Genomic DNA, 21,652 nt, shown 5'->3' on the forward strand with positions numbered 1-21,652 from the left:
GCTTGAAAGGAGGGACCTTAAATGGCTTCTAGATTACAAGAAAAATACATGAAAGAAGTTGCTCCTGCTTTAATGGAGAAATTTGGATACAAAAACGTAATGGAGATACCTAAGTTAGATAAAATAGTTATTAACATGGGTATAGGTGACGCTAGAGAAAATCCAAAAGGATTAGAAAAAGGCGTTGAAGAATTAGAAATAATATCAGGACAAAAGCCTGTTATAACTAAAGCTAGAAAATCTGTTGCTAACTTCAAATTAAGAGAAGGAATGCCAATAGGAACAAAAGTTACATTAAGAGCTGACAAAATGTTCTACTTTATGGACAAACTAGTTTCTGTTTCTTTACCAAGAGTTAGAGACTTTAGAGGAGTTAACCCTAACGCTTTTGATGGTAGAGGAAACTATGCTTTAGGAGTTAAAGAACAATTAATATTCCCTGAAATAGAATATGATAAAATAGATAAAGTAAGAGGAATGGATATAATATTTGTTACTACAGCGAAAACTGACGAAGAAGCTCGTGAATTATTAAAATTATTAGGAATGCCATTTTCTAAGTAAGCAAAGGAGGGATTCCCGTGGCTAGAAAAGCGATGGTTGTTAAACAACAAAGAAAGCAAAAGTACGCTACTAGAGAATACACTAGATGTACTATATGCGGAAGACCGCATTCAGTTTTGAAAAAATTTGGTATATGCCGTATATGCTTTAGAGAATTAGCTTATAAAGGTCAAATACCTGGTGTTAGAAAAGCAAGCTGGTAGAAGCTTGATTAGAATGGAAGGAGGGCAACAAAATGACAATGACAGATCCAATTGCAGATATGCTTACTCGTATAAGAAATGCTAATGTTGTTAAGCATGAAACTGTAGATGTTCCAGCTTCTAATATTAAGAAAGAGTTAGCTAGAATCTTATTAGAAGAAGGTTTCATAAGAGGTTATGATGTTATAGAAGACGGAAAACAAGGTATCATAAGAATACAATTAAAGTACGGACAAGAAGGCGAAAGAGTTATAACAGGTCTTAAGAAAATATCTAAGCCTGGTATGAGAGTTTACGCTGCTAATCACGAGATACCAAAAGTATTAAACGGATTAGGAATATCAGTTATATCTACTTCAAAAGGAATATTAACTGACAAGCAAGCTAGAAAAGAAAATGTTGGTGGAGAAGTAATCTGCTACGTTTGGTAATTAATATGAACAATGTAAGGAGGTGCGACCATGTCAAGAATAGGTGTTAAGCCAATAATAATACCAGCAGGTGTTGAAGTTACTATAGCTGAAGGAAATTTAGTTACAGTAAAAGGTCCAAAAGGAACTTTAACTAAACAATTAAGTGCTGAGTTAAACATAAAAAAAGAAGAAAATACAATAATGGTTGAAAGACCAACTGATAATAAAAAACATAGATCTTTACACGGATTAACTAGAACTTTATTAGATAATATGGTTGTAGGTGTAAATACTGGTTTCGAAAAGAAATTAGAATTAAAAGGTGTTGGATATAGAGCTCAAAAACAAGGAAAGAAATTAGTTATGAACTTAGGTTTCTCTCATCCAGTTGAAATGGAAGATCCAGAAGGAATAACTGTTGAAGCTCCAAACCAAACAGAGTTAATAGTAAAAGGTATAGACAAGCAATTAGTAGGAAATTATGCTGCTAAGATAAGAGCTTGGAGAAAACCAGAGCCATACAAAGGTAAAGGTATAAAATACGTTGATGAAGTAATCAGACGTAAAGAAGGAAAAACTGGTAAAAAATAATACCAAAACTTAAACGCTAGAAAGGAGTGAGCTAGGTGTTAAAAAAGGCTGATAAAAATGCTAATAGACTTCAAAGACATAAGAGAGTTCGTAGAAAAATAAGCGGTACTTCTCAAAGACCAAGATTATGTGTATTTAGAAGTGCTAACAATATATATGCTCAAATAATAGATGACACACAAAGAGTAACTCTAGTTGCTGCATCTTCTTTAGACGCAGAAGTTAAGAGTGCTGTCAATCATACAGGAAACAAGGAAGCAGCTAAGAAAGTTGGAGAATTAGTTGCTAAAAAAGCTGTTGAAAAAGGAATCACTGAAGTTGTATTTGACAGAGGTGGATACTTATATCATGGAAGAATTCAAGAATTAGCTGAAGGTGCTAGAGAAGCTGGTCTTAAGTTCTAATACGAAGGAGGGAAAAATACATGCTACGTCGTAAGCCGATAGATGCAGGACAACTTGACTTACAAGAAAAAGTTGTTGAAGTAAGACGTGTTACTAAGGTTGTAAAAGGTGGTAGAAACTTCAGATTTGCAGCGTTAGTAGTTGTTGGAGATGAAAACGGACACGTTGGTATAGGTGCTGGGAAAGCAATGGAAGTACCAGACGCTATAAAAAAAGCAGTTGAAGATGCTAAGAAAAATCTAATAGTAGTGCCAATAGTTGGGACTACAATTCCTCACGAAGTACGCGGACACTTTGGTGCTGGAAATATATTAATAATGCCTGCTGTAGAAGGTACAGGAGTAATAGCTGGGGGACCTGCTAGAGCCGTACTTGAGTTAGCTGGACTAAAAGACGTTAGAGCTAAATCTTTAGGATCTAACAATCCAAGAAATATGGTAAATGCTACAATAGAAGGACTTAATTCTCTAAAAACAGTTGAAGATATAGCTAAACTTAGAGGTAAAAAAGTTGAAGAACTTCTAGGGTAAGGAGGTAGTGTAAAATGGCTAAATTACAAATAAAGTTAGTTAGAAGTGTTATAGGAACTACTCCTAACCAAAAAAAGAATGTTGAAGCGTTAGGATTAAGAAAAAGAGAGCAAGTTGTTGTAAAAGAAGACAATGCCCAAACAAGAGGTATGATAAATAAAGTAAGTCACTTATTAGAAGTAACTGAAATAGCTGAATAATTTTTATAAAGTAGTGCAAGGAGGTGCAATCCATGAAGTTACATGAGTTAAAACCTGCTGAAGGTGCAGTAAGAGCTAAGAGAAGATTAGGTAGAGGTACTGCAACTGGACAAGGTAAAACTGCAGGACGTGGACAAAAAGGTCAATGGTCTCGTTCTGGTGGTGGAGTAAGAGTAGGATTTGAAGGTGGACAAATGCCACTAGCTAGAAGACTTCCTAAGAGAGGTTTCAATAACATATTTAAGAAAGTTTACACAGAAGTTAATGTTGAAGTTTTAAATAGATTTGAAAATGGAACAGAAATAACTGCAGAATTATTAAAATCTACTAAAACTATAAGCAAAATAGGTAAAGACGGAATCAAAATCTTAGGTGAAGGTAATTTAGAGAAAGCTTTAACTGTTAAAGCTGCTAAATTTACAGCTTCAGCTCAAGAAAAAATAGAAAAAGCTGGTGGAAAAGCAGAGTTAGTATAATAACCTGCTAATCTCCTAGCCAGTACAGGCGGGGTGAATTAGCGTGCTGTCAAAATTAAAACAAGCTTGGAAGATTAAAGCAGTAAGAAAAAAAGTAATGTATACACTTATGATGATCGTGATATTCAGAATAGGTACTACTATACCGGTTCCAGGCATAGACACTAGTATTATACAAAAGATGGTAGGCGGCAATAGTCTACTTTCTCTGTATAATATGTTTACTGGTGGAGCATTTAGTAACTTTTCACTATTTGCTTTAGGTATAAGCCCATATATCACTGCATCAATCATAATACAACTTCTAACAGTAGGTTTTGAAAGTCTAGCAGAACTTCAAAAATCTGGTGAAGAAGGAAAGAAAAAAATTAATAAGTACACTAAATATACAGCACTAGCTCTAGCAGTTGTACAAGCTTTGGGAATTACATTAGGAATTGTAAGAAGTGCTTTAATATCAAATAGTGTGTTTTTTATATCAACTGTTGTAATAACATTAGTTTCAGCAAGTATGTTAGTAATGTGGATTGGGGACAAAATTACTGAAAAAGGAATTGGTAATGGTAGTTCAGTAATAATATTTGCAGGTATAATATCAAGAATACCTACAGATGTTATTAAAATCGTACAACAAGTTAAATCTGGTGACGTTGCACCTTGGGTTATAGTAATTCTAATTGTAGTTATATTACTTACAGTTACAGGAGTTACATTTATACAAGAAGCAACTAGAAAGATACCTGTACAGTATGCTAAAAGAGTTGTTGGAAGAAAAATGTATGGAGGACAAAGTTCTCATATACCAATGAAAGTTAACCAATCAGGAGTTATGCCTATAATTTTTGCTAGTTCACTTTTAGCTTTTCCTCAAACAATAGCTATGTTTATGGGGTCAAATGCTCAAGCTTTTGTTCAAAAATACTTAAGTATGGCAACAGAACAAGGATTCTGGACATATAGATCAATTGAGATTCTACTTATAATTTTCTTCTCATATTTTTATACAACTGTATCATTCAATACAGAAGACATATCTAAAAATATGAAAAATAATGGTGGATTCATTCCAGGTATAAGACCAGGTGAACCTACTATGGATTATTTAAATAGAATTTTAACTAGATTAACTTTAGCTGGAGCTACTTTCTTAGCAATAATTGCTATGGTGCCAGCTCTTACAACACATTATATGAAAGTAAATATGAGTCTAGCTGGGACTTCATTGTTAATCGTTGTTGGGGTTGCTTTGGAACTTAAGAGACAGTTAGAGTCAAACTTAGTTATGAGAAGCTATCAAGGTTTCTTAAAATAAAATGGAGATGGATAATATGAGAATAATATTACTTGGACCTCCAGGTGCTGGTAAAGGTACTCAGGCGGCAGGAATAGTAGAAAAATACAATATACCTCATATATCAACAGGAGATATATTCAGAAAGAATATAAAAGAGGGAACAGAACTTGGAAAGAAAGCTAAAGAATACATGGACCAAGGTTTATTAGTACCAGATGAGTTAACTGTAGGTTTAGTTACTGATAGAATATCTCAAGAAGACTGTAAAAATGGATTTATGTTAGATGGATTTCCAAGAAATGTAGCACAAGGAGAACACTTAGATATATTCTTAAAAGATACTGGTATAGAACTAGATAAAGTTGTTAATATTGAAGTTGACAAGAGCATACTAGTATCTAGAGCAGTTGGTAGAAGAATATGTAAGTCTTGTGGAGCTACTTACCATGTTGAGTTTAATCCTCCTAAAGTAGAAGGTGTATGTGATGTATGCCAAGGAGAATTATATCAAAGAGCTGATGATAATGAAGAAACTGTATCTAAGAGAATACAAGTTTATCTAGATGAAACGAAACCTTTAGTAGACTATTATGGCAAACAAGGTATAATAGCAGATATAAAAGGTGACCAAGCAATAGATAAAGTATTTGAAGATATTGTCTCAGCTTTAGGAAGTGGAAAATAAATGATTATCTTGAAATCAAAAAAAGAAATAGAACTTTTAAGAGAAGCAGGCAAAATTGTTGCTGATACTCATGAAGTTTTAAGAAAAGCTATTTCTCCGGGAATATCTACTTTAGAATTAGATAAAATAGCTGAAGAGAATATAAGAAAATATAATGCAGAACCTTCTTTTAAAGGATATGGAGGTTTTCCAGGAAGTATATGTGCTTCTATCAATAGAGAAGTAGTACATGGGATTCCAGGAGAAACCATATTAAAAGAAGGGGACATTATAAGCTTAGATATAGGAGCCTATTATAAAGGATATCATGGTGATTCTGCGAAAACTCACGGAGTAGGCATGATATCTGAAGAAGATAGGAAATTGATAGAAGTAACTAGAGAAAGCTTCTATGAAGGAATAAAATTTGCTAAATTAGGATATAGACTTTCAGATATCTCACACGCAGTACAAACACACGTTGAGAAACATGGTTTCTCAGTAGTTAGAGATTTGGTGGGGCATGGAGTTGGAGCAAATCTTCATGAGGATCCACAAGTACCTAATTATGGACTCCCAGGAAAAGGACCAAGACTTAGAGAAGGAATGGTTATTGCTATAGAGCCAATGGTTAATGCAGGTCGTTATCATGTAAAGACTCTATCAGATGGGTGGACGACTGTTACAATAGATGGAAAAAAATCAGCTCATTATGAGCATACGATAGCAATTACTGAACATGAACCTTTGATATTGACAAAGTTGTAATTTAAAAAGTAGGTGAAAAAAGTGCTATCAGATAATTTAAGTATAGGTCAAGTTGTTAAAGTTTCATTAGGACGCGACAAAGGAAATTTATTTTTCGTAGTCAAAATAGTTAATAATGAATATGTATTAATAGCTGATGGAAAGAAAAGAAAACTTGACAAACCTAAGTTAAAGAAAGTGAAGCACTTAAAAAAATATAATTTTATTAATGATGAAGTTAGAAAAAGAGTAGTATCTGGACAAGAAATTACAGATTCTTTTTTAAGAGCTGAACTTACTAAGTTAAATTAGATGATTTAACTTATTGAAATGGAGGGCTGGTTAGTTAATGGCCAAAAAAGATGTTATAGAATTAGAAGGTACAGTTTCAGAAGCTTTACCTAATGCTATGTTCAAAGTTAAACTAGAAAATGGACATGAGATATTATGCCACATTTCTGGAAAGCTAAGAATGAACTTCATAAGAATTCTTGAAGGTGACAAGGTGAATGTTGAACTTTCTCCATATGACCTGACAAGAGGAAGAATTACTTGGCGTAAGAAGTAGACTATATTAATATTTAGTCTAAGGAGGGATTAATAATGAAGGTTAGACCATCAGTAAAACCAATATGTGAAAAATGTAAAGTAATAAAAAGAAAAGGAAAAGTAATGGTTATCTGTGAAAATCCTAAGCATAAGCAAAAGCAAGGATAAGAAATTATTACTAGTATTTTGTTAAATTTTATAGTATAATACTATATTGTGATGTTAACAAAAGAACGTTAAAATCGTTGAACAATCTGGCGTAGGATTGGTATATGATACGAAGTTTTAAACACTAAAAACTATGTGTAGGAGGTGCGATCATGGCAAGAATAGCTGGGGTAGATTTACCTAGAGAAAAAAGAGCGGAGATAGGCTTAACTTATATATATGGTATAGGTAAAGCGACTGCTAACGAAATATTAGCTAAGGCTGAGATAAATCCAGATACTAGAATAAAAGATTTATCAGAAGATCAAGTTAATGATTTAAGAAAAGTTATAGATGACGATTTCTTAGTTGAAGGTGACTTAAGAAGAGAAATTGCTTTAAACATAAAGAGATTAAGAGATATAAAATGTTATAGAGGAATAAGACACGCTAAAGGTCTTCCATTAAGAGGACAAAGAACTAAGACTAATGCTAGAACTAGAAAAGGTCCTAGAAAAACAGTATCTCGTAAAAAGAAAAAATAAATAAATAATACTTAGATGAAGGAGGGAAAAGGAAAATGGCTAAACCAAAAAAGAAAGTTACACGTATTAGAAGAAGAGAACGTAAAAATATAGAACGTGGTCATGCTCATATACAATCAACTTTCAATAATACAATAATAACTTTAACTGACGTTCACGGAAATGCTATATCTTGGGCAAGTTCTGGACAATTAGGATTCAAAGGATCAAGAAAATCAACTCCATTTGCATCTCAAATGGCTGCTGAAACAGCTGCAAAAGCTGCGATGGAACACGGATTAAAAAGTGTTGAGGTATTCGTAAAGGGGCCAGGTTCAGGAAGAGAAGCTGCAATAAGAGCTTTACAAGCAACTGGACTAGAAGTAACTATGATAAAAGATGTTACTCCAATCCCACATAACGGATGCAGACCACCAAAGAGAAGAAGAGTGTAATTAATAAGAGTACAAATAGGAGGTGTAGATAAATGGCAAGATATACAGGTGCATCATGTAGACAATGCCGTAGAGAGGGAATGAAATTATTCCTTAAAGGTGATAGATGTTATACAGATAAATGTGCTATAGTAAAAAGAAACTATGCTCCAGGTCAACATGGCCAAGGAAGAAAGAAAGTTTCTAACTATGGATTACAATTAAGAGAAAAACAAAAAGTTAAAAGAATATATGGAGTTTTAGAGACTCAATTTAGAAACTTATATGAACGTGCTGAAAATATGCCTGGTAAAGCAGGGGAAAACTTATTAAGTTTATTAGAGAGAAGATTAGATAATGTAGTTTACAGAATGGGACTAGCATCTTCTAGAAAAGAAGCTAGACAATTAGTAGCTCATGGTCATTTCACTTTAAATGGAAATAAAGTAGACATTCCTTCATTAGTAGTTAAAGTTGGAGATGTTATAGAAGTTAAAGAGAAATCAAGATCTTCTGCAAAATTCAAAAATTTAGTAGAAGTTAACTCAAGAATAGCTCCTAAATGGTTAGAAGCTAATGTAGAAGGAATGACAGCAAAAGTAGTTGGTGTTCCAACAAGAGAAGATATAGATCTTGAGATAGCTGAACACTTAATCATAGAACTTTACTCTAAATAATAAGCACACTTTTAAAAATTATTTTAAAATTTTGTTTACCCTCAGTGGATTACTGAATTTTAAGGAGGGTTTTGTCCATGATAGAAATAGAAAAGCCAAAAGTAGATATAGTTGAGCTTAGCGAAGACTATAGATATGGTAAGTTTGTTATAGAACCTCTAGAAAGAGGATATGGAATAACTATAGGTAACGCACTAAGAAGAATATTATTATCATCATTACCAGGTGTAGCAGTAAATGCTATAAAAATAGATGGAGTTCTTCATGAATTCTCTACAATACCTGGTGTTAAAGAAGATGTTACAGAGATAATATTAACTTTAAAAGAGCTTTCAGCAACTATAGATGGTGAAGGAAGTAGAACACTTAAAATAGAGGCTCAAGGACCATGCTCTATCACAGGTGCAGATATAATCTGCCCTCCAGATGTTGAAATATTAAGCAAAGATTTAGCAATAGCTACATTAGATGATAATGCTAAACTTAATATGGAGATATTTGTAGATAAAGGTAGAGGATATGTTTCTGCTGAAGAAAATAAAACAGAGAATGTTCCAATAGGTGTTTTACCTGTGGATTCAATATATACTCCTGTTGAGAAAGTTAGTTATCATGTTGAAAACACAAGAGTTGGTCAAAAAACAGATTATGATAAATTAGTACTAGAAGTTTGGACTAATGGTAGTATAAATCCTCAAGAGGGTATATCATTAGCTGCAAAGGTATTAGTTGAGCATTTAAATCTATTTATAGACTTAACTGAACATGTAAGTAGTGTTGAAATCATGGTAGAAAAAGAAGAAGATCAAAAAGAAAAAGTTCTTGAGATGACTATAGAAGAATTAGATTTATCAGTTAGATCATATAACTGTTTAAAGAGAGCGGGAATTAACACAGTTGAAGAATTAGCTAATAAGTCTGAGGACGATATGATGAAGGTTAGAAACCTAGGTAAGAAGTCATTAGAAGAGGTAATACAAAAACTAGAGGAACTTGGACTAGGATTAAAACCAAGTGAAGAATAGCGAGCAAAGGAGGGATAAGAATGGCTAAGTACCGTAAATTAGGACGTGAAACAGCTCACAGAAACCTTATGTTAAGAAACTTAGTAACTTGCTTACTAAGAAGTGGAAGAATAGAAACTACAGTGACTAGAGCGAAAGAAACTCGTAGAATGGCTGAAAAGATGATAACTCTTGCTAAAAGAGGGGATCTTCATGCTAGAAGACAAGTTTTAGCTTATGTTATGGATGAAACAGTAGTTAATAACTTATTCACAGATTTAGCTCCAAAATATGCTGAGAGAAATGGTGGATACACTAGAATAATAAAAATAGGGCCAAGAAAAGGCGATGCTGCTGAAATGGCTTTTATAGAATTAGTATAGTAAGGAAAGGATTAGGCTTGATGGCTTAATCTTTTTTTTATTTTTTTGACTCAGGTGTGATATAATAATGTGTAAAATGATTTTTATAAGTTATTGCTTACTAAAAGGAGTATGAATTAATGGATAATATAGTAAAGGTAAATAATATTTCGTTTGAGTATATTACAGATGAAGCAAAACTTAAAGCAATAGATAATTTAAGCCTAGATGTTAAAAAAGGAGAATTTGTTGCGATAATAGGACATAATGGTTCTGGTAAGTCTACTTTATCTAAAAACTTAAATGCAATTCTTATGCCTACTGAGGGAAATATTCTTATTGATGGAATGGACACCAAAGAGGAAGAAAGATTATGGGATATAAGACAAACTGCAGGTATGGTATTTCAAAACCCAGATAATCAAATAGTGGCTACAATAGTGGAAGAAGATGTTGCGTTTGGACCTGAAAACTTAGGTATAGAGCCTAAAGAAATAAGACGTATTGTAGAGGAGTCTTTAAAGAGTGTAGGTATGTATGATTTAAGAGGCAGACAGCCTCACTTGTTATCAGGTGGTCAAAAACAAAGAGTTGCAATAGCAGGAATTATTGCTATGAGACCTAAATGTATAATATTTGATGAAGCAACTGCAATGTTAGACCCATCTGGAAGAAAAGAAGTTATGAAAACAATAAAAAGACTTAACAAAGAAGAAAATATAACTGTTATACATATAACACACTTTATGGAAGAAGCAGTAGAGGCAGATAGGGTTGTAGTTATGGAAAAAGGGAAAAAAATCTTAGAGGGAACTCCTAGAGAAGTATTTAGTGAAATAAAAATGCTAAAGGAAATCGGTTTAGATGTACCTTGTATGACAGAGTTATCTAGTTTATTAATAGAAGAGGGTATGAATATTGGTAGTGATATATTAACTGTGGATGAGATGGTGATGGAATTATGTCAATTATAGTAAAGAATTTAACACATATATATAACGAAGGCATGCCTTTTGCAAGTAAGGCACTTGATGATGTTTCTTTTGAGATTAAAGATAGAGATTTTGTTGGTCTTATAGGTCATACAGGCTCAGGAAAATCTACACTAATACAACATTTAAATGGACTATTAAAGCCTTCATCAGGAGAAATATTTATAAATGATTTTAATATAACAGATAAAAACTTGAACCTAACTGAGATTAGAAAAAGAGTAGGTGTTGTATTTCAATATCCAGAATACCAATTGTTTGAAGAAACGATTGATAAAGATATAGCTTTTGGACCTGCTAATTTGGGCTTAGAGGAGTCTGAGATACATAACAGGGTAAAAGCATCAATGGAAGCTGTAGGACTTGATTATGAGGAGTTTAAAGATAAATCTCCTTTTGAATTATCTGGAGGTCAAAAGCGTAGAGTAGCAATTGCTGGAGTTATAGCTATGAATCCGGAAGTTCTTATACTGGATGAGCCTACTGCTGGTCTTGACCCTGGTGGAAGAGATGAAATTTTTAATTTAATAAAGGATTTACATGAAAAAAACAATATGACTATAATACTGTCATCACATAGTATGGATGATATGGCAAAGTTAGCAAAAACTTTAATTGTTATGAATCATGGTAGAATAGAATTTATGGGAACTCCTAGAGAAGTATTTAAATCAAATGCTGGTAAATTGAAAGAGATAGGATTAGATATTCCACAAGTTTTAGAGCTTGCATTGAAATTGAGACAAAAAGGTTTTGACATCAGAGAAGATATATTGACTTTAGAAGAAGCAAAACAAGAAATATTAAAAGTTGTGAGAGGACGAGGATTATGTTAAAAGATATAACTATAGGGCAATACTACCCAACGAGTTCTGCTATTCATAAATTAGATCCAAGGATAAAACTTGTAGCAACAATTGTATTTATGGTGTCTATATTTGTAGTAAATAAATTTTGGCCTTATATAGTAGTTTTATTATGTTTATTAGGTATGATAAAGTTAGCTAATATACCAGTCAAGTATATTATTAAGGGTGTAAAGCCTCTTAAATGGATTATTTTGTTTACATTTCTTATAAATATTTTTTTCTTGCCAGGTGATGAAATATGGTCATTTGGATTTTTGGCAATAACAAAACAAGGTCTAAGACAAGCAATTTTTATGGCAATAAGACTTATATTTTTAGTGGTTGGGACATCTTTACTTACTCTAACTACTTCCCCAATAGAATTAACAGATGGTATAGAAAGATTGCTTAACCCATTTAAAAAAATTGGTTTACCAGTACATGAGCTTGCAATGATGATGACAATTGCTTTACGTTTTATTCCTACATTGTTGGATGAAACAGATAAAATAATGAAAGCCCAAATGTCTAGAGGAGCAGATTTTGAAAGTAAAAACCTTATAAATAGAGCTAAGAACTTAGTGCCTCTTTTGGTGCCATTATTTGTGAGTGCATTTAGAAGAGCTGATGAATTAGCTATGGCTATGGAAGCTAGGTGTTATAGAGGTGGACACAATAGAACTAAAATGAGAGAGTCTGTCATAGCAAAGGGAGACTATATAGCATGTGTATTCCAAGTTGTTTATTTAGGAGTTATTATAGCTACTAGATTTATAGCAATTTAATAGAAACATAGATATAAACGAGGTAAAGTATGAGAAATATAAAAGTTACAATCCAATATAATGGCAGTAATTATTGTGGATGGCAAAAACAACCTGATTCTTTAGGAATACAGGGTACAATAGAAAAGGCTATATATGATATAACAAGAGAAGAAGTCAAACTTGTAGGGTCAGGTAGAACTGATTCAGGAGTTCATGCTATTGGTCAAATTGCAAATTTTAAAATTAATTCAGACATAAATGTAGAAAGTATACCAATGGCTTTAAATGCTAAACTACCAAAGGATATATCAATTATAAAAGCATGTGAAGTTAACGAAGATTTCCATTCAAGGTATAGTGCAAAAGGTAAAACATATAAATATCTAATATATAATAGCAAGTTTAGAAATCCGATACTTAGTGATATATCGTATCAAGTAAAATATGAACTTGATTTTGACAAAATGTGTTTAGAGTCAAAAAGTATTTTAGGAACACATGATTTTAAAGGTTTTATGAGTTCTGGTTCATCTGTAAAAGATACAATTAGAACTATATATGATATTGATATCAATAAAAAAGACGACTTGATTGTTGTAGAAATTAGTGGTAATGGATTTTTATATAATATGGTAAGAATTATTGTTGGAACACTTATTGATATAGGACGTGGTAGAATTAATGAGTCATTTTTAGAGATAATAGAATCTAAAACTAGGTCAAAATGTGGACATACAGCTCCAGCACAAGGATTATTTCTTAAAAAAGTTCATTATTAACTTGACACACCAGGCTACATGTATTAAAATATATGAGAATGTGTTAATAAGTCCACTTGCCCCGGACTTGACATAAACGGTAAAAAAATTTTATGAGAAATAGTTAAGGAGGGACAGTTATGAAAAGTTATATAGCTAAGCCAGCTGATGTACAAAGAAAATGGTACTTAGTTGACGCTGAAGGTAAAACACTAGGTCGTTTAGCAACAGAAATAGCGACAGTATTGAGAGGTAAACATAAACCAACATTTACTCCTCACGTTGATGGTGGAGATTTTGTTGTTGTAGTAAATGCAGGAAAGATAGTTTTAAGTGGTAAGAAATTAGATCAAAAATATTACAGATACCATACTGGTTATGTAGGTGGATTAAAAGAAATATCTTACAGAGATATGATGGATAAGAAACCAGAAGAAGTTATAGCACATGCTGTAAGTGGTATGTTACCTAAGAACAAATTAAGAAGCAGAATGATGACTAGATTAAGAGTATTCGCAGGTGCTGAACACACTCATGCAGCTCAAAATCCAGAAGTTTTAAACTTTAAGTAAGATTAATAGGTGAAAGGAGGAGTTTATAATGGCTAACGTTCAATATTATGGAACTGGAAGAAGAAAAAGTTCTGTTGCTAGAGTAAGACTAGTTGCAGGTGAAGGAAATATATTAGTAAATGGAAGAGCATTAGAAAATTATTTTAACTATGAAACATTAATAAGAGATGTTAAACAACCATTAGTTTTAACTGGAAATGAAAATAAATATGATGTTATAGTAAAAGTTGAAGGTGGAGGATTCACTGGACAAGCTGGAGCTATAAGACATGGTATATCTAGAGCTTTATTAAAAGCTGATTTAGATTTAAGACCTGCTTTAAAGAAAGAAGGTTTCTTAACTAGAGATGCAAGAATGAAGGAAAGAAAGAAATACGGATTAAAAGCAGCAAGAAGAGCTCCACAATTCTCAAAAAGATAATTACTTATTTTTTTGGAAAAGCAAAATACCTTATATATTTTTATTTGAAAAGTATTGGTATGTTAAAAATGTTGGGTTTAAATTAAGATTTATATACAATGAAATAATAAGATGTTTTATTAGGATGTTTTTCTGTAGGGAAAGCATCCTTTTTTATTTATTTAATATAACGATAAAGTATTAAATTTATTTATATAATGGTATTGTTAATGAAAGTAGTATAGAATTTTATAAATTTGTAATTAAAATTTTTGTATTCTTTAACAGCATAATCTATGAATATATATTAATTAGTATAATTCATAGATTATGTTATTGTAACTTATATAGTCTTTTACCAAATCAATTATTATCTAATAGTAGATAAGAGTGTTAAATTAAAGGGGTTAGTAATATATGATATTGTAAATTATATATGCCAATACTAATAAGTTAATACAATAAATGGAAATTGATAATTAGAAAAGTAAAATTTAAATGTTTGTACTAATATCTGGAATATTATAGTGTTTTTGTAAGTATACATATACAGGGTGATGTTGTGAGAAAGTACATAAAACATATAATTTTCAGTTTTGTTATGGTGTGTCTAGTGATAGTGTCAATATTTGAAGTGAAAAATATATCCGAAGATGTTATTAAGTATATGCCAGTAACAAATAAAACAATAATTTTAGATGCTGGCCATGGAGGGATTGACCCAGGGGCGTTAAATAAGGATAAGAGTACATCTGAAAAGGATATTAACTTAGCCATAACACTTAAGCTTAGAGAGCTTATAGAATCAAGTGGAGGTCTTGTAATATTGACTAGAGAAGATGATAGTAGTCTTTACAAAGAGGAAAATAACAAAACGACAAGACAAAAGTATAATGAGAATTTGAAAAATAGGAAAGAAATAATATCTAATTCTAATGCTAATATGTTTGTTTCTATACATCTCAATGCCTTTGAACAATCAAAATACTATGGAGCTCAAACTTTTTATCCTAAAGACAAACAAGATAGTAAAGAATTATCAAAGTGTATTCAAGAGGAACTTAAAAGAGTAGTAGATAAGACAAACAATAGAGAGGTCAAACCTAGAGACGATATATATCTTTTAAAAGAAAATAACATTCCATCAGTATTAATAGAGTGCGGTTTTTTATCAAATGAAAAAGAATGTAAACTTTTGACTGATGAAACATATCAAGAGAAGATAGCATGGGCAATATACATAGGAATACAAAAATATCTAAGTTAAAAGTATTATAAAAATGGGTCTGAATATGTAAATAGCTTGTATTAAAGCGGTTAAAATGCATTAATATAGGCTATTTTTGTCTTGTCAAAAAAATATTTAAAATAAAAGTTAAAAAAGCGTTGACTTGGAATCATATAGATGGTATTATATATGAGTGCCCAAAAGGAGCACGAAAATACGACAAAAGAACTTTGAAAATTAAACAGTAGGTTAATTTATAAACAAGAAACAAACCATAAAGCCAGATATTTTGATAACAATAGTATCTGAGCCTGATAAACTTTTATTTGAGAGTTTGATCCTGGCTCAGGATGAACGCTGGCGGCGTGCCTAACACATGCAAGTTGAGCGATTTACTTCGGTAAAGAGCGGCGGACGGGTGAGTAACGCGTGGGTAACCTACCCTGTACACACGGATAACATACCGAAAGGTATGCTAATACGGGATAACATATTTGAGAGGCATCTCTTAAATATCAAAGGTGAGCCAGTACAGGATGGACCCGCGTCTGATTAGCTAGTTGGTAAGGTAACGGCTTACCAAGGCGACGATCAGTAGCCGACCTGAGAGGGTGATCGGCCACATTGGAACTGAGACACGGTCCAAACTCCTACGGGAGGCAGCAGTGGGGAATATTGCACAATGGGCGAAAGCCTGATGCAGCAACGCCGCGTGAGTGATGAAGGCCTTCGGGTCGTAAAACTCTGTCCTCAAGGAAGATAATGACGGTACTTGAGGAGGAAGCCCCGGCTAACTACGTGCCAGCAGCCGCGGTAATACGTAGGGGGCTAGCGTTATCCGGATTTACTGGGCGTAAAGGGTGCGTAGGCGGTCTTTCAAGTCAGGAGTGAAAGGCTACGGCTCAACCGTAGTAAGCTCTTGAAACTGGGAGACTTGAGTGCAGGAGAGGAGAGTGGAATTCCTAGTGTAGCGGTGAAATGCGTAGATATTAGGAGGAACACCAGTTGCGAAGGCGGCTCTCTGGACTGTAACTGACGCTGAGGCACGAAAGCGTGGGGAGCAAACAGGATTAGATACCCTGGTAGTCCACGCTGTAAACGATGAGTACTAGGTGTCGGGGGTTACCCCCCTCGGTGCCGCAGCTAACGCATTAAGTACTCCGCCTGGGAAGTACGCTCGCAAGAGTGAAACTCAAAGGAATTGACGGGGACCCGCACAAGTAGCGGAGCATGTGGTTTAATTCGAAGCAACGCGAAGAACCTTACCTAAGCTTGACATCCCAATGACATCTCCTTAATCGGAGAGTTCCCTTCGGGGACATTGGTGACAGGTGGTGCATGGTTGTCGTCAGCTCGTGTCGTGAGATGTTGGGTTAAGTCCCGCAACGAGCGCAACCCTTGTCTTTAGTTGCCATCATTAAGTTGGGCACTCTAGAGAGACTGCCAGGGATAACCTGGAGGAAGGTGGGGATGACGTCAAATCATCATGCCCCTTATGCTTAGGGCTACACACGTGCTACAATGGGTAGTACAGAGGGTTGCCAAGCCGTAAGGTGGAGCTAATCCCTTAAAGCTACTCTCAGTTCGGATTGTAGGCTGAAACTCGCCTACATGAAGCTGGAGTTACTAGTAATCGCAGATCAGAATGCTGCGGTGAATGCGTTCCCGGGTCTTGTACACACCGCCCGTCACACCACGGGAGTTGGAGACGCCCGAAGCCGATTATCTAACCTTTTGGAAGAAGTCGTCGAAGGTGGAATCAATAACTGGGGTGAAGTCGTAACAAGGTAGCCGTATCGGAAGGTGCGGCTGGATCACCTCCTTTCTAAGGAGAATTGCCTACTGTTTAATTTTGAAAGTTCTTTATGAACTTCATATTTGGGGGTGTAGCTCAGTTGGGAGAGCACTTGCCTTGCAAGCAAGGGGTCAGGAGTTCGACTCTCCTCATCTCCACCATTTAAGAGCATATTACTTAAATCTTTGATTTATCTAGTAGACTCTTAGATTGCACTTTAAGCTTATTTTTATACAAGCCTTGTGCATTAGCACCTTAAGCAACAGAATAAACTGAACGAATGTGAAGTTTGTTTGTTGGCGACGTGCGTTAGCACTTTAAGCAACGGGATTTATCCGTTGGCGCTGTGCGTTAGCACTTTGAAAACTGCATATATATTTAGTGATATGACATCTAATTTGTAATATATAAAGCTGATAACTTTTTAAAATTATCAAGTTGATAGACTTTAATCTATCAAACCTTTTTAACTGGTCAAGTTATTAAGGGTGCAGGGCGGATGCCTTGGCACTAGGAGCCGATGAAGGACGTGATAAGCTGCGATAAGCTTCGGGGAGTTGCACGTAAACTTTGATCCGAAGATTTCCGAATGAGGAAACTCACTTAGAGTAATGTCTAAGTATCATTAAGTGAATACATAGCTTAATGAGGGGAACTCAGGGAACTGAAACATCTAAGTACCTGAAGGAAGAGAAAGAAATTCGATTCCGTAAGTAGCGGCGAGCGAACGCGGAATAGCCCAAACCAATAAAGTTTTCTTTATTGGGGTTGCGGACATATCATAACGAAGAGGTATCGTAATTGAAGAGGTTTGGAAAGACCCACCACAGAAGGTAATAGTCCTGTATGTTAAACGAGAAGACTTCAGATATGATCCAGAGTACCACGGGACACGTGAAACCCTGTGGGAAGCAGGAGGGACCACCCTCCAAGGCTAAATACTACCTAGTGACCGATAGCGTATAGTACCGTGAGGGAAAGGTGAAAAGAACCCCGGGAGGGGAGTGAAATAGAACCTGAAACCCTGCACTTACAAGCTGTGGAAGCACATTTCTTGTGTGACCGCGTACTTTTTGTAGAACGGGCCAACGAGTTACGTTAAGTAGCAAGGTTAAGCACTTAAGGTGTGGAGCCGTAGCGAAAGCGAGTTTTAACTGAGCGTTCAGTTACTTGACGTAGACCCGAAACCGGGCGACCTACCCATGAGCAGGATGAAGCGAAAGTAAAATTTCGTGGAGGTCCGAACCCACGAGCGTTGAAAAGCTCGGGGATGACTTGTGGGTAGCGGTGAAATTCCAATCGAGCCCGGAGATAGCTGGTTCTCCCCGAAATAGCTTTAGGGCTAGCCTCAAGGTGAGAGATACGGAGGTAGAGCACTGAATGTCCTAGGGGGTATTGCACCTACCGAAGACTATCAAACTCCGAATGCCGTCATCTTATACTTGGGAGTCAGACTGTGGGTGATAAGATTCATAGTCGAAAGGGCAACAGCCCAGATCGTCAGCTAAGGTCCCTAAATGTAAGTTAAGTGGTAAAGGATGTGGGATTGCACAGACAACCAGGATGTTGGCTTAGAAGCAGCCACTCATTCAAAGAGTGCGTAATAGCTCACTGGTCGAGTGATCCTGCGCCGAAGATTTCCGGGGCTAAAACTTACTACCGAAGCTACGGCATCATTATGATGGGTAGGGGAGCTTCCCATACGGGTTGAAGCATGACCGTAAGGACATGTGGACAGTATGGGAGTGAGAATGTTGGCATGAGTAGCGAGATGTGGGTGAGAATCCCACAGGCCGTAAACCCAAGGTTTCCAGGGGAAGGTTCGTCCGCCCTGGGTTAGTCGGGACCTAAGCTGAGGCCGAAAGGCGTAGGTGATGGACAACAGGTTGATATTCCTGTACTACCGATAACCGTTTGAGAGATGGGATGACACAGTAGGATAAGCTAAGCACACTGTTGGTTATGTGTGCCCAAGCATTGAGGCAGTCAGAGTAGGTAAATCCGCTTTGATAATGCTGGGATGTGATGGGGAGCGAAATTTAGTAGCGAAGTAGCTGATTTCACACTGTCAAGAAAAGTCTCTATCGAGGTTAAAGGTACCCGTACCGCAAACCGACACAGGTGGGTGAGGAGAGTATCCTAAGGCCCGCGAGAGAACTGTTGTTAAGGAACTCGGCAAAATGACCCCGTAACTTAGGGATAAGGGGTGCCACCATCCGGTGGCCGCAGAGAATAGGCCCAAGCGACTGTTTACCAAAAACATAGGTTTCTGCTAAGTCGCAAGACGATGTATAGGAGCTGACGCCTGCCCGGTGCTGGAAGGTTAAGGGGATCTGTTAGAGTAATCGAAGCAGTGAACTTAAGCCCCAGTAAACGGCGGCCGTAACTATAACGGTCCTAAGGTAGCGAAATTCCTTGTCGGGTAAGTTCCGACCCGCACGAAAGGCGTAACGATTTGGGCACTGTCTCAACAACAGACTCGGTGAAATTGTAATTCCGGTGAAGATGCCGGATACCTGCGACAGGACGGAAAGACCCCATGGAGCTTTACTGTAGCTTGACATTGGGTCTTGGTACTACATGTACAGGATAGGTGGGAGGCTTTGAAACCAGGACGCCAGTTTTGGCGGAGCCATCCTTGGGATACCACCCTTGTAGTACTGGGACTCTAACCATAGGCCATGAATCTGGTCTTGGGACACTGTCAGGTGGGCAGTTTGACTGGGGCGGTCGCCTCCCAAAAGGTAACGGAGGCGCTCAAAGGTTCTCTCAGTACGGTCGGAAATCGTACGTAGAGTGTAAAGGCAAAAGAGAGCTTGATTGCAAGACATACAGGTCGAGCAAGGATGAAAATCGGACTTAGTGATCCGGTGGTTCTGCGTGGAAGGGCCATCGCTCAACGGATAAAAGCTACCCTGGGGATAACAGGCTTATCTCCCCCAAGAGTCCACATCGACGGGGAGGTTTGGCACCTCGATGTCGGCTCATCACATCCTGGGGCTGTAGTAGGTCCCAAGGGTTGGGCTGTTCGCCCATTAAAGTGGTACGCGAGCTGGGTTCAGAACGTCGTGAGACAGTTCGGTCCCTATCCGTCGCAGGCGTAGGAAATTTGAGAAGACCTGTCCTTAGTACGAGAGGACCGGGATGGACGTACCTCTGGTGTACCAGTTGTTCTGCCAAGGGCATGGCTGGGTAGCTATGTACGGAATGGATAAGCGCTGAAAGCATCTAAGCGCGAAGCCAACTTCAAGATAAGATTTCCCACCGCAAGGGTAAGACCCCAGAAAGACTATCTGGTTGATAGGTCGAAGGTGTAAGTGCAGCAATGTATTTAGCTTATCGATACTAATAGGTCGAGGACTTGACCAAATTATTTGATGTCCATTCAGTAAAATATATGTGTAGTTTTTAGAGTGTTAGCTCTAAAAAAGTTTAAAAAAAGTATTGACAAAAATAACAAAAAATGTTAATATTATACTTGTCCTAGCAACAAGAAAAAAATGTGGTTATAATAGCAGAGAAGATACACCTGTTCCCATTCCGAACACAGAAGTTAAGTTCTCTAGCGCTGATGGTACTTGGTGGGAAACTGCCTGGGAGAGTAGGACATAGCCACGTTGGATATTCCAAGGTAGCTCAACGGTGGAGCAACCGGCTGTTAACCGGTAGGCTGTGGGTTCGAGCCCCACCCTTGGAGCCAATATGGCTCGTTGGTCAAGAGGTTAAGACACCGCCCTTTCACGGCGGTAACAGGGGTTCAATTCCCCTACGAGTCACCATTTGTGGGATCATAGCTCAGCTGGGAGAGCACCTGCCTTACAAGCAGGGGGTCACAGGTTCGAGCCCTGTTGGTCCCACCATTTGCGGCCTGGTAGTTCAGTTGGTTAGAATGCCAGCCTGTCACGCTGGAGGTCGAGGGTTCGAACCCCTTCCAGGTCGCCAAAACAAAAAATGCTGGTGTGGCTCAACGGTAGAGCAGCTGACTTGTAATCAGCAGGTTGTAGGTTCGATTCCTATCACCAGCTCCATGTAAAATTAATACGGAGGATTTCCCGAGCGGCCAAAGGGGGCAGACTGTAAATCTGTTGTCATCGACTTCGGTGGTTCGAATCCACCATCCTCCACCAATTATCAATTAAATATGCGGGTGTAGCTCAATGGTAGAGTTCTGGCCTTCCAAGCCAGCTGTGAGGGTTCGATCCCCTTCACCCGCTCCAAAGAAAGCGTGGGTGCATAGCTCAGCTGGATAGAGCAACGCCCTTCTAAGGCGTGTGTCCGGGGTTCGAATCCCTGTGCGCTCACCACATATATATTGGGGATTAGCCAAGTCGGTAAGGCACATGACTTTGACTCATGTATGCGTAGGTTCGAGTCCTGCATCCCCAGCCAAATAAAAATATGGTCTATTAGCTCAGTCGGTAGAGCACCTGACTTTTAATCAGGGTGTCCCGCGTTCGAGTCGCGGATAGATCACCAATGGAGAGGTGTCCGAGTGGTTTAAGGAGCTGG

26 protein-coding genes, 12 tRNA genes and 3 rRNA genes (1 of these 41 running past the window's edge) are annotated in these 21,652 nt (G+C 36.7%); all 41 read left to right on the forward strand.

What is annotated here, in order from left to right; all coding sequences use genetic code 11:
• Positions 1–21 precede the first annotated feature (21 nt).
• A complete protein-coding gene (gene rplE, locus ACTG44_RS00730) occupies positions 22–564 on the forward strand; it encodes a 50S ribosomal protein L5 (protein WP_021382514.1) in 543 nt (180 codons plus the stop codon).
• A gap of 17 nt (positions 565–581) precedes the next feature.
• Positions 582–767: a type Z 30S ribosomal protein S14 gene (locus ACTG44_RS00735; RefSeq protein ID WP_003421149.1), complete on the forward strand. Its 186-nt coding sequence runs from the start codon at positions 582–584 to the stop codon at positions 765–767.
• 32 nt (positions 768–799) lie between these two features.
• Positions 800–1,198 carry a 30S ribosomal protein S8 gene (rpsH, locus tag ACTG44_RS00740; protein WP_021382525.1) on the forward strand — a complete coding sequence of 133 codons (399 nt, stop codon included), beginning with the start codon at positions 800–802 and terminating at the stop codon, positions 1,196–1,198.
• Between the two features lie 30 nt (positions 1,199–1,228).
• Positions 1,229–1,771, forward strand: coding sequence for a 50S ribosomal protein L6 (gene rplF, locus ACTG44_RS00745; protein ID WP_003435668.1), 543 nt, complete (start codon positions 1,229–1,231; stop codon positions 1,769–1,771).
• Positions 1,772–1,806: 35 nt separating this feature from the next.
• Positions 1,807–2,175 carry a 50S ribosomal protein L18 gene (gene rplR, locus ACTG44_RS00750; protein WP_021382519.1) on the forward strand — a complete coding sequence of 123 codons (369 nt, stop codon included), beginning with the start codon at positions 1,807–1,809 and terminating at the stop codon, positions 2,173–2,175.
• Between the two features lie 20 nt (positions 2,176–2,195).
• Positions 2,196–2,705, forward strand: coding sequence for a 30S ribosomal protein S5 (rpsE, locus tag ACTG44_RS00755; protein WP_003421138.1), 510 nt, complete (start codon positions 2,196–2,198; stop codon positions 2,703–2,705).
• Between the two features lie 14 nt (positions 2,706–2,719).
• Positions 2,720–2,905 (forward strand): 50S ribosomal protein L30, encoded by a 186-nt coding sequence (gene rpmD / locus ACTG44_RS00760; protein ID WP_003421137.1) that lies wholly within the window; start codon positions 2,720–2,722, stop codon positions 2,903–2,905.
• A gap of 32 nt (positions 2,906–2,937) precedes the next feature.
• Positions 2,938–3,381, forward strand: a complete 444-nt coding sequence (rplO, locus tag ACTG44_RS00765; protein ID WP_003421135.1) for a 50S ribosomal protein L15 — start codon at positions 2,938–2,940, stop codon at positions 3,379–3,381.
• Positions 3,382–3,424: 43 nt separating this feature from the next.
• Positions 3,425–4,693, forward strand: a complete 1,269-nt coding sequence (gene secY, locus ACTG44_RS00770; RefSeq protein ID WP_021382521.1) for a preprotein translocase subunit SecY — start codon at positions 3,425–3,427, stop codon at positions 4,691–4,693.
• Positions 4,694–4,709: 16 nt separating this feature from the next.
• Positions 4,710–5,360, forward strand: a complete 651-nt coding sequence (locus tag ACTG44_RS00775; RefSeq protein ID WP_021382510.1) for an adenylate kinase — start codon at positions 4,710–4,712, stop codon at positions 5,358–5,360.
• Positions 5,361–6,107: a type I methionyl aminopeptidase gene (gene map / locus ACTG44_RS00780; protein WP_021382516.1), complete on the forward strand. Its 747-nt coding sequence runs from the start codon at positions 5,361–5,363 to the stop codon at positions 6,105–6,107. It begins immediately after the preceding gene.
• 21 nt (positions 6,108–6,128) lie between these two features.
• Entirely contained in the window at positions 6,129–6,398 is a 270-nt protein-coding gene (locus ACTG44_RS00785; RefSeq protein ID WP_021382520.1) for a KOW domain-containing RNA-binding protein, read from the forward strand.
• Between the two features lie 37 nt (positions 6,399–6,435).
• Entirely contained in the window at positions 6,436–6,654 is a 219-nt protein-coding gene (gene infA, locus ACTG44_RS00790) for a translation initiation factor IF-1 (protein WP_003421127.1), read from the forward strand.
• A 35-nt stretch (positions 6,655–6,689) separates the two neighbouring features.
• Positions 6,690–6,803, forward strand: coding sequence for a 50S ribosomal protein L36 (gene rpmJ / locus ACTG44_RS00795; protein WP_002509257.1), 114 nt, complete (start codon positions 6,690–6,692; stop codon positions 6,801–6,803).
• Between the two features lie 152 nt (positions 6,804–6,955).
• The gene (rpsM, locus tag ACTG44_RS00800; RefSeq protein WP_021382517.1) at positions 6,956–7,327 is read left to right on the forward strand and encodes a 30S ribosomal protein S13; all 372 of its coding nucleotides are present in this window, start codon (positions 6,956–6,958) and stop codon (positions 7,325–7,327) included.
• A gap of 35 nt (positions 7,328–7,362) precedes the next feature.
• On the forward strand, positions 7,363–7,761 hold the full coding sequence (gene rpsK, locus ACTG44_RS00805; protein ID WP_003421122.1) for a 30S ribosomal protein S11: 399 nt from the start codon (positions 7,363–7,365) through the stop codon (positions 7,759–7,761).
• Between the two features lie 32 nt (positions 7,762–7,793).
• Positions 7,794–8,417, forward strand: coding sequence for a 30S ribosomal protein S4 (gene rpsD, locus ACTG44_RS00810; protein WP_021382518.1), 624 nt, complete (start codon positions 7,794–7,796; stop codon positions 8,415–8,417).
• Positions 8,418–8,494: 77 nt separating this feature from the next.
• A complete protein-coding gene (locus ACTG44_RS00815; RefSeq protein ID WP_003427733.1) occupies positions 8,495–9,442 on the forward strand; it encodes a DNA-directed RNA polymerase subunit alpha in 948 nt (315 codons plus the stop codon).
• 20 nt (positions 9,443–9,462) lie between these two features.
• Positions 9,463–9,804, forward strand: coding sequence for a 50S ribosomal protein L17 (gene rplQ, locus ACTG44_RS00820; protein ID WP_003421117.1), 342 nt, complete (start codon positions 9,463–9,465; stop codon positions 9,802–9,804).
• A gap of 119 nt (positions 9,805–9,923) precedes the next feature.
• Positions 9,924–10,757, forward strand: coding sequence for an energy-coupling factor transporter ATPase (locus ACTG44_RS00825; RefSeq protein ID WP_021382523.1), 834 nt, complete (start codon positions 9,924–9,926; stop codon positions 10,755–10,757).
• A complete protein-coding gene (locus tag ACTG44_RS00830; protein WP_479919652.1) occupies positions 10,745–11,611 on the forward strand; it encodes an energy-coupling factor transporter ATPase in 867 nt (288 codons plus the stop codon). The genes ACTG44_RS00825 and ACTG44_RS00830 overlap by 13 nt, the downstream gene beginning before the upstream one ends.
• Complete coding sequence (locus ACTG44_RS00835; protein WP_021382509.1) at positions 11,605–12,408, forward strand: energy-coupling factor transporter transmembrane component T family protein; 804 nt, start codon at positions 11,605–11,607, stop codon at positions 12,406–12,408. Before ACTG44_RS00830 ends, ACTG44_RS00835 begins: the two co-directional genes overlap by 7 nt.
• A 29-nt stretch (positions 12,409–12,437) precedes the next feature.
• On the forward strand, positions 12,438–13,169 hold the full coding sequence (gene truA / locus ACTG44_RS00840; protein WP_479921115.1) for a tRNA pseudouridine(38-40) synthase TruA: 732 nt from the start codon (positions 12,438–12,440) through the stop codon (positions 13,167–13,169).
• A gap of 119 nt (positions 13,170–13,288) precedes the next feature.
• Positions 13,289–13,720 (forward strand): 50S ribosomal protein L13, encoded by a 432-nt coding sequence (rplM, locus tag ACTG44_RS00845; protein WP_021382526.1) that lies wholly within the window; start codon positions 13,289–13,291, stop codon positions 13,718–13,720.
• Positions 13,721–13,748: 28 nt separating this feature from the next.
• Complete coding sequence (gene rpsI / locus ACTG44_RS00850) at positions 13,749–14,141, forward strand: 30S ribosomal protein S9 (RefSeq protein ID WP_003421105.1); 393 nt, start codon at positions 13,749–13,751, stop codon at positions 14,139–14,141.
• Between the two features lie 580 nt (positions 14,142–14,721).
• Positions 14,722–15,387: an N-acetylmuramoyl-L-alanine amidase CwlD gene (cwlD, locus tag ACTG44_RS00855; protein ID WP_479921116.1), complete on the forward strand. Its 666-nt coding sequence runs from the start codon at positions 14,722–14,724 to the stop codon at positions 15,385–15,387.
• Between the two features lie 283 nt (positions 15,388–15,670).
• Positions 15,671–17,173 (forward strand): 16S ribosomal RNA (locus ACTG44_RS00860).
• Positions 17,174–17,228: 55 nt separating this feature from the next.
• A tRNA-Ala gene (locus tag ACTG44_RS00865) sits at positions 17,229–17,304 on the forward strand.
• Positions 17,305–17,615: 311 nt separating this feature from the next.
• Positions 17,616–20,512 (forward strand): 23S ribosomal RNA (locus ACTG44_RS00870).
• 132 nt (positions 20,513–20,644) lie between these two features.
• Positions 20,645–20,761 (forward strand): 5S ribosomal RNA (gene rrf, locus ACTG44_RS00875).
• Together the 16S, 23S and 5S rRNA genes with 12 tRNA genes alongside form the textbook arrangement of a ribosomal RNA operon.
• A 7-nt stretch (positions 20,762–20,768) precedes the next feature.
• Positions 20,769–20,843 (forward strand) — tRNA-Asn (locus tag ACTG44_RS00880).
• A gap of 4 nt (positions 20,844–20,847) precedes the next feature.
• Positions 20,848–20,922: transfer RNA gene (locus ACTG44_RS00885), tRNA-Glu, on the forward strand.
• 5 nt (positions 20,923–20,927) lie between these two features.
• A tRNA-Val gene (locus ACTG44_RS00890) sits at positions 20,928–21,003 on the forward strand.
• 5 nt (positions 21,004–21,008) lie between these two features.
• Positions 21,009–21,085 (forward strand) — tRNA-Asp (locus tag ACTG44_RS00895).
• A gap of 11 nt (positions 21,086–21,096) precedes the next feature.
• Positions 21,097–21,171, forward strand: a tRNA-Thr gene (locus ACTG44_RS00900).
• 14 nt (positions 21,172–21,185) lie between these two features.
• Positions 21,186–21,270, forward strand: a tRNA-Tyr gene (locus ACTG44_RS00905).
• 16 nt (positions 21,271–21,286) lie between these two features.
• A tRNA-Gly gene (locus tag ACTG44_RS00910) sits at positions 21,287–21,360 on the forward strand.
• Between the two features lie 10 nt (positions 21,361–21,370).
• A tRNA-Arg gene (locus ACTG44_RS00915) sits at positions 21,371–21,447 on the forward strand.
• 9 nt (positions 21,448–21,456) lie between these two features.
• Positions 21,457–21,532 (forward strand) — tRNA-Gln (locus ACTG44_RS00920).
• 11 nt (positions 21,533–21,543) lie between these two features.
• Positions 21,544–21,619, forward strand: a tRNA-Lys gene (locus ACTG44_RS00925).
• A gap of 2 nt (positions 21,620–21,621) precedes the next feature.
• Positions 21,622–21,652 (forward strand) — tRNA-Ser (locus ACTG44_RS00930) (it continues 58 nt past the right edge of the window).

Source organism: Clostridioides sp. LIBA-2809 (assembly GCF_056688965.1).

What these genes read in the sequence shown, in the direction of transcription:
- rpmD (WP_003421137.1), top strand. Translation starts at nt 2,720, where the DNA reads ATGGCTAAATTACAAATAAAGTTAGTTAGAAGTGTTATAGGAACTACT.
- rpsM (WP_021382517.1), top strand. Translation starts at nt 6,956, where the DNA reads ATGGCAAGAATAGCTGGGGTAGATTTACCTAGAGAAAAAAGAGCGGAG.
- ACTG44_RS00775 (WP_021382510.1), top strand. Translation starts at nt 4,710, where the DNA reads ATGAGAATAATATTACTTGGACCTCCAGGTGCTGGTAAAGGTACTCAG.
- cwlD (WP_479921116.1), top strand. Translation starts at nt 14,722, where the DNA reads ATGGTGTGTCTAGTGATAGTGTCAATATTTGAAGTGAAAAATATATCC.
- ACTG44_RS00815 (WP_003427733.1), top strand. Translation starts at nt 8,495, where the DNA reads ATGATAGAAATAGAAAAGCCAAAAGTAGATATAGTTGAGCTTAGCGAA.
- rpmJ (WP_002509257.1), top strand. Translation starts at nt 6,690, where the DNA reads ATGAAGGTTAGACCATCAGTAAAACCAATATGTGAAAAATGTAAAGTA.
- rplO (WP_003421135.1), top strand. Translation starts at nt 2,938, where the DNA reads ATGAAGTTACATGAGTTAAAACCTGCTGAAGGTGCAGTAAGAGCTAAG.
- rpsD (WP_021382518.1), top strand. Translation starts at nt 7,794, where the DNA reads ATGGCAAGATATACAGGTGCATCATGTAGACAATGCCGTAGAGAGGGA.
- infA (WP_003421127.1), top strand. Translation starts at nt 6,436, where the DNA reads ATGGCCAAAAAAGATGTTATAGAATTAGAAGGTACAGTTTCAGAAGCT.
- rplQ (WP_003421117.1), top strand. Translation starts at nt 9,463, where the DNA reads ATGGCTAAGTACCGTAAATTAGGACGTGAAACAGCTCACAGAAACCTT.
- ACTG44_RS00835 (WP_021382509.1), top strand. Translation starts at nt 11,605, where the DNA reads ATGTTAAAAGATATAACTATAGGGCAATACTACCCAACGAGTTCTGCT.
- rplF (WP_003435668.1), top strand. Translation starts at nt 1,229, where the DNA reads ATGTCAAGAATAGGTGTTAAGCCAATAATAATACCAGCAGGTGTTGAA.
- rpsE (WP_003421138.1), top strand. Translation starts at nt 2,196, where the DNA reads ATGCTACGTCGTAAGCCGATAGATGCAGGACAACTTGACTTACAAGAA.
- rpsH (WP_021382525.1), top strand. Translation starts at nt 800, where the DNA reads ATGACAATGACAGATCCAATTGCAGATATGCTTACTCGTATAAGAAAT.
- rpsI (WP_003421105.1), top strand. Translation starts at nt 13,749, where the DNA reads ATGGCTAACGTTCAATATTATGGAACTGGAAGAAGAAAAAGTTCTGTT.
- truA (WP_479921115.1), top strand. Translation starts at nt 12,438, where the DNA reads ATGAGAAATATAAAAGTTACAATCCAATATAATGGCAGTAATTATTGT.
- rplE (WP_021382514.1), top strand. Translation starts at nt 22, where the DNA reads ATGGCTTCTAGATTACAAGAAAAATACATGAAAGAAGTTGCTCCTGCT.
- ACTG44_RS00825 (WP_021382523.1), top strand. Translation starts at nt 9,924, where the DNA reads ATGGATAATATAGTAAAGGTAAATAATATTTCGTTTGAGTATATTACA.
- ACTG44_RS00830 (WP_479919652.1), top strand. Translation starts at nt 10,745, where the DNA reads ATGTCAATTATAGTAAAGAATTTAACACATATATATAACGAAGGCATG.
- rplM (WP_021382526.1), top strand. Translation starts at nt 13,289, where the DNA reads ATGAAAAGTTATATAGCTAAGCCAGCTGATGTACAAAGAAAATGGTAC.
- map (WP_021382516.1), top strand. Translation starts at nt 5,361, where the DNA reads ATGATTATCTTGAAATCAAAAAAAGAAATAGAACTTTTAAGAGAAGCA.
- rpsK (WP_003421122.1), top strand. Translation starts at nt 7,363, where the DNA reads ATGGCTAAACCAAAAAAGAAAGTTACACGTATTAGAAGAAGAGAACGT.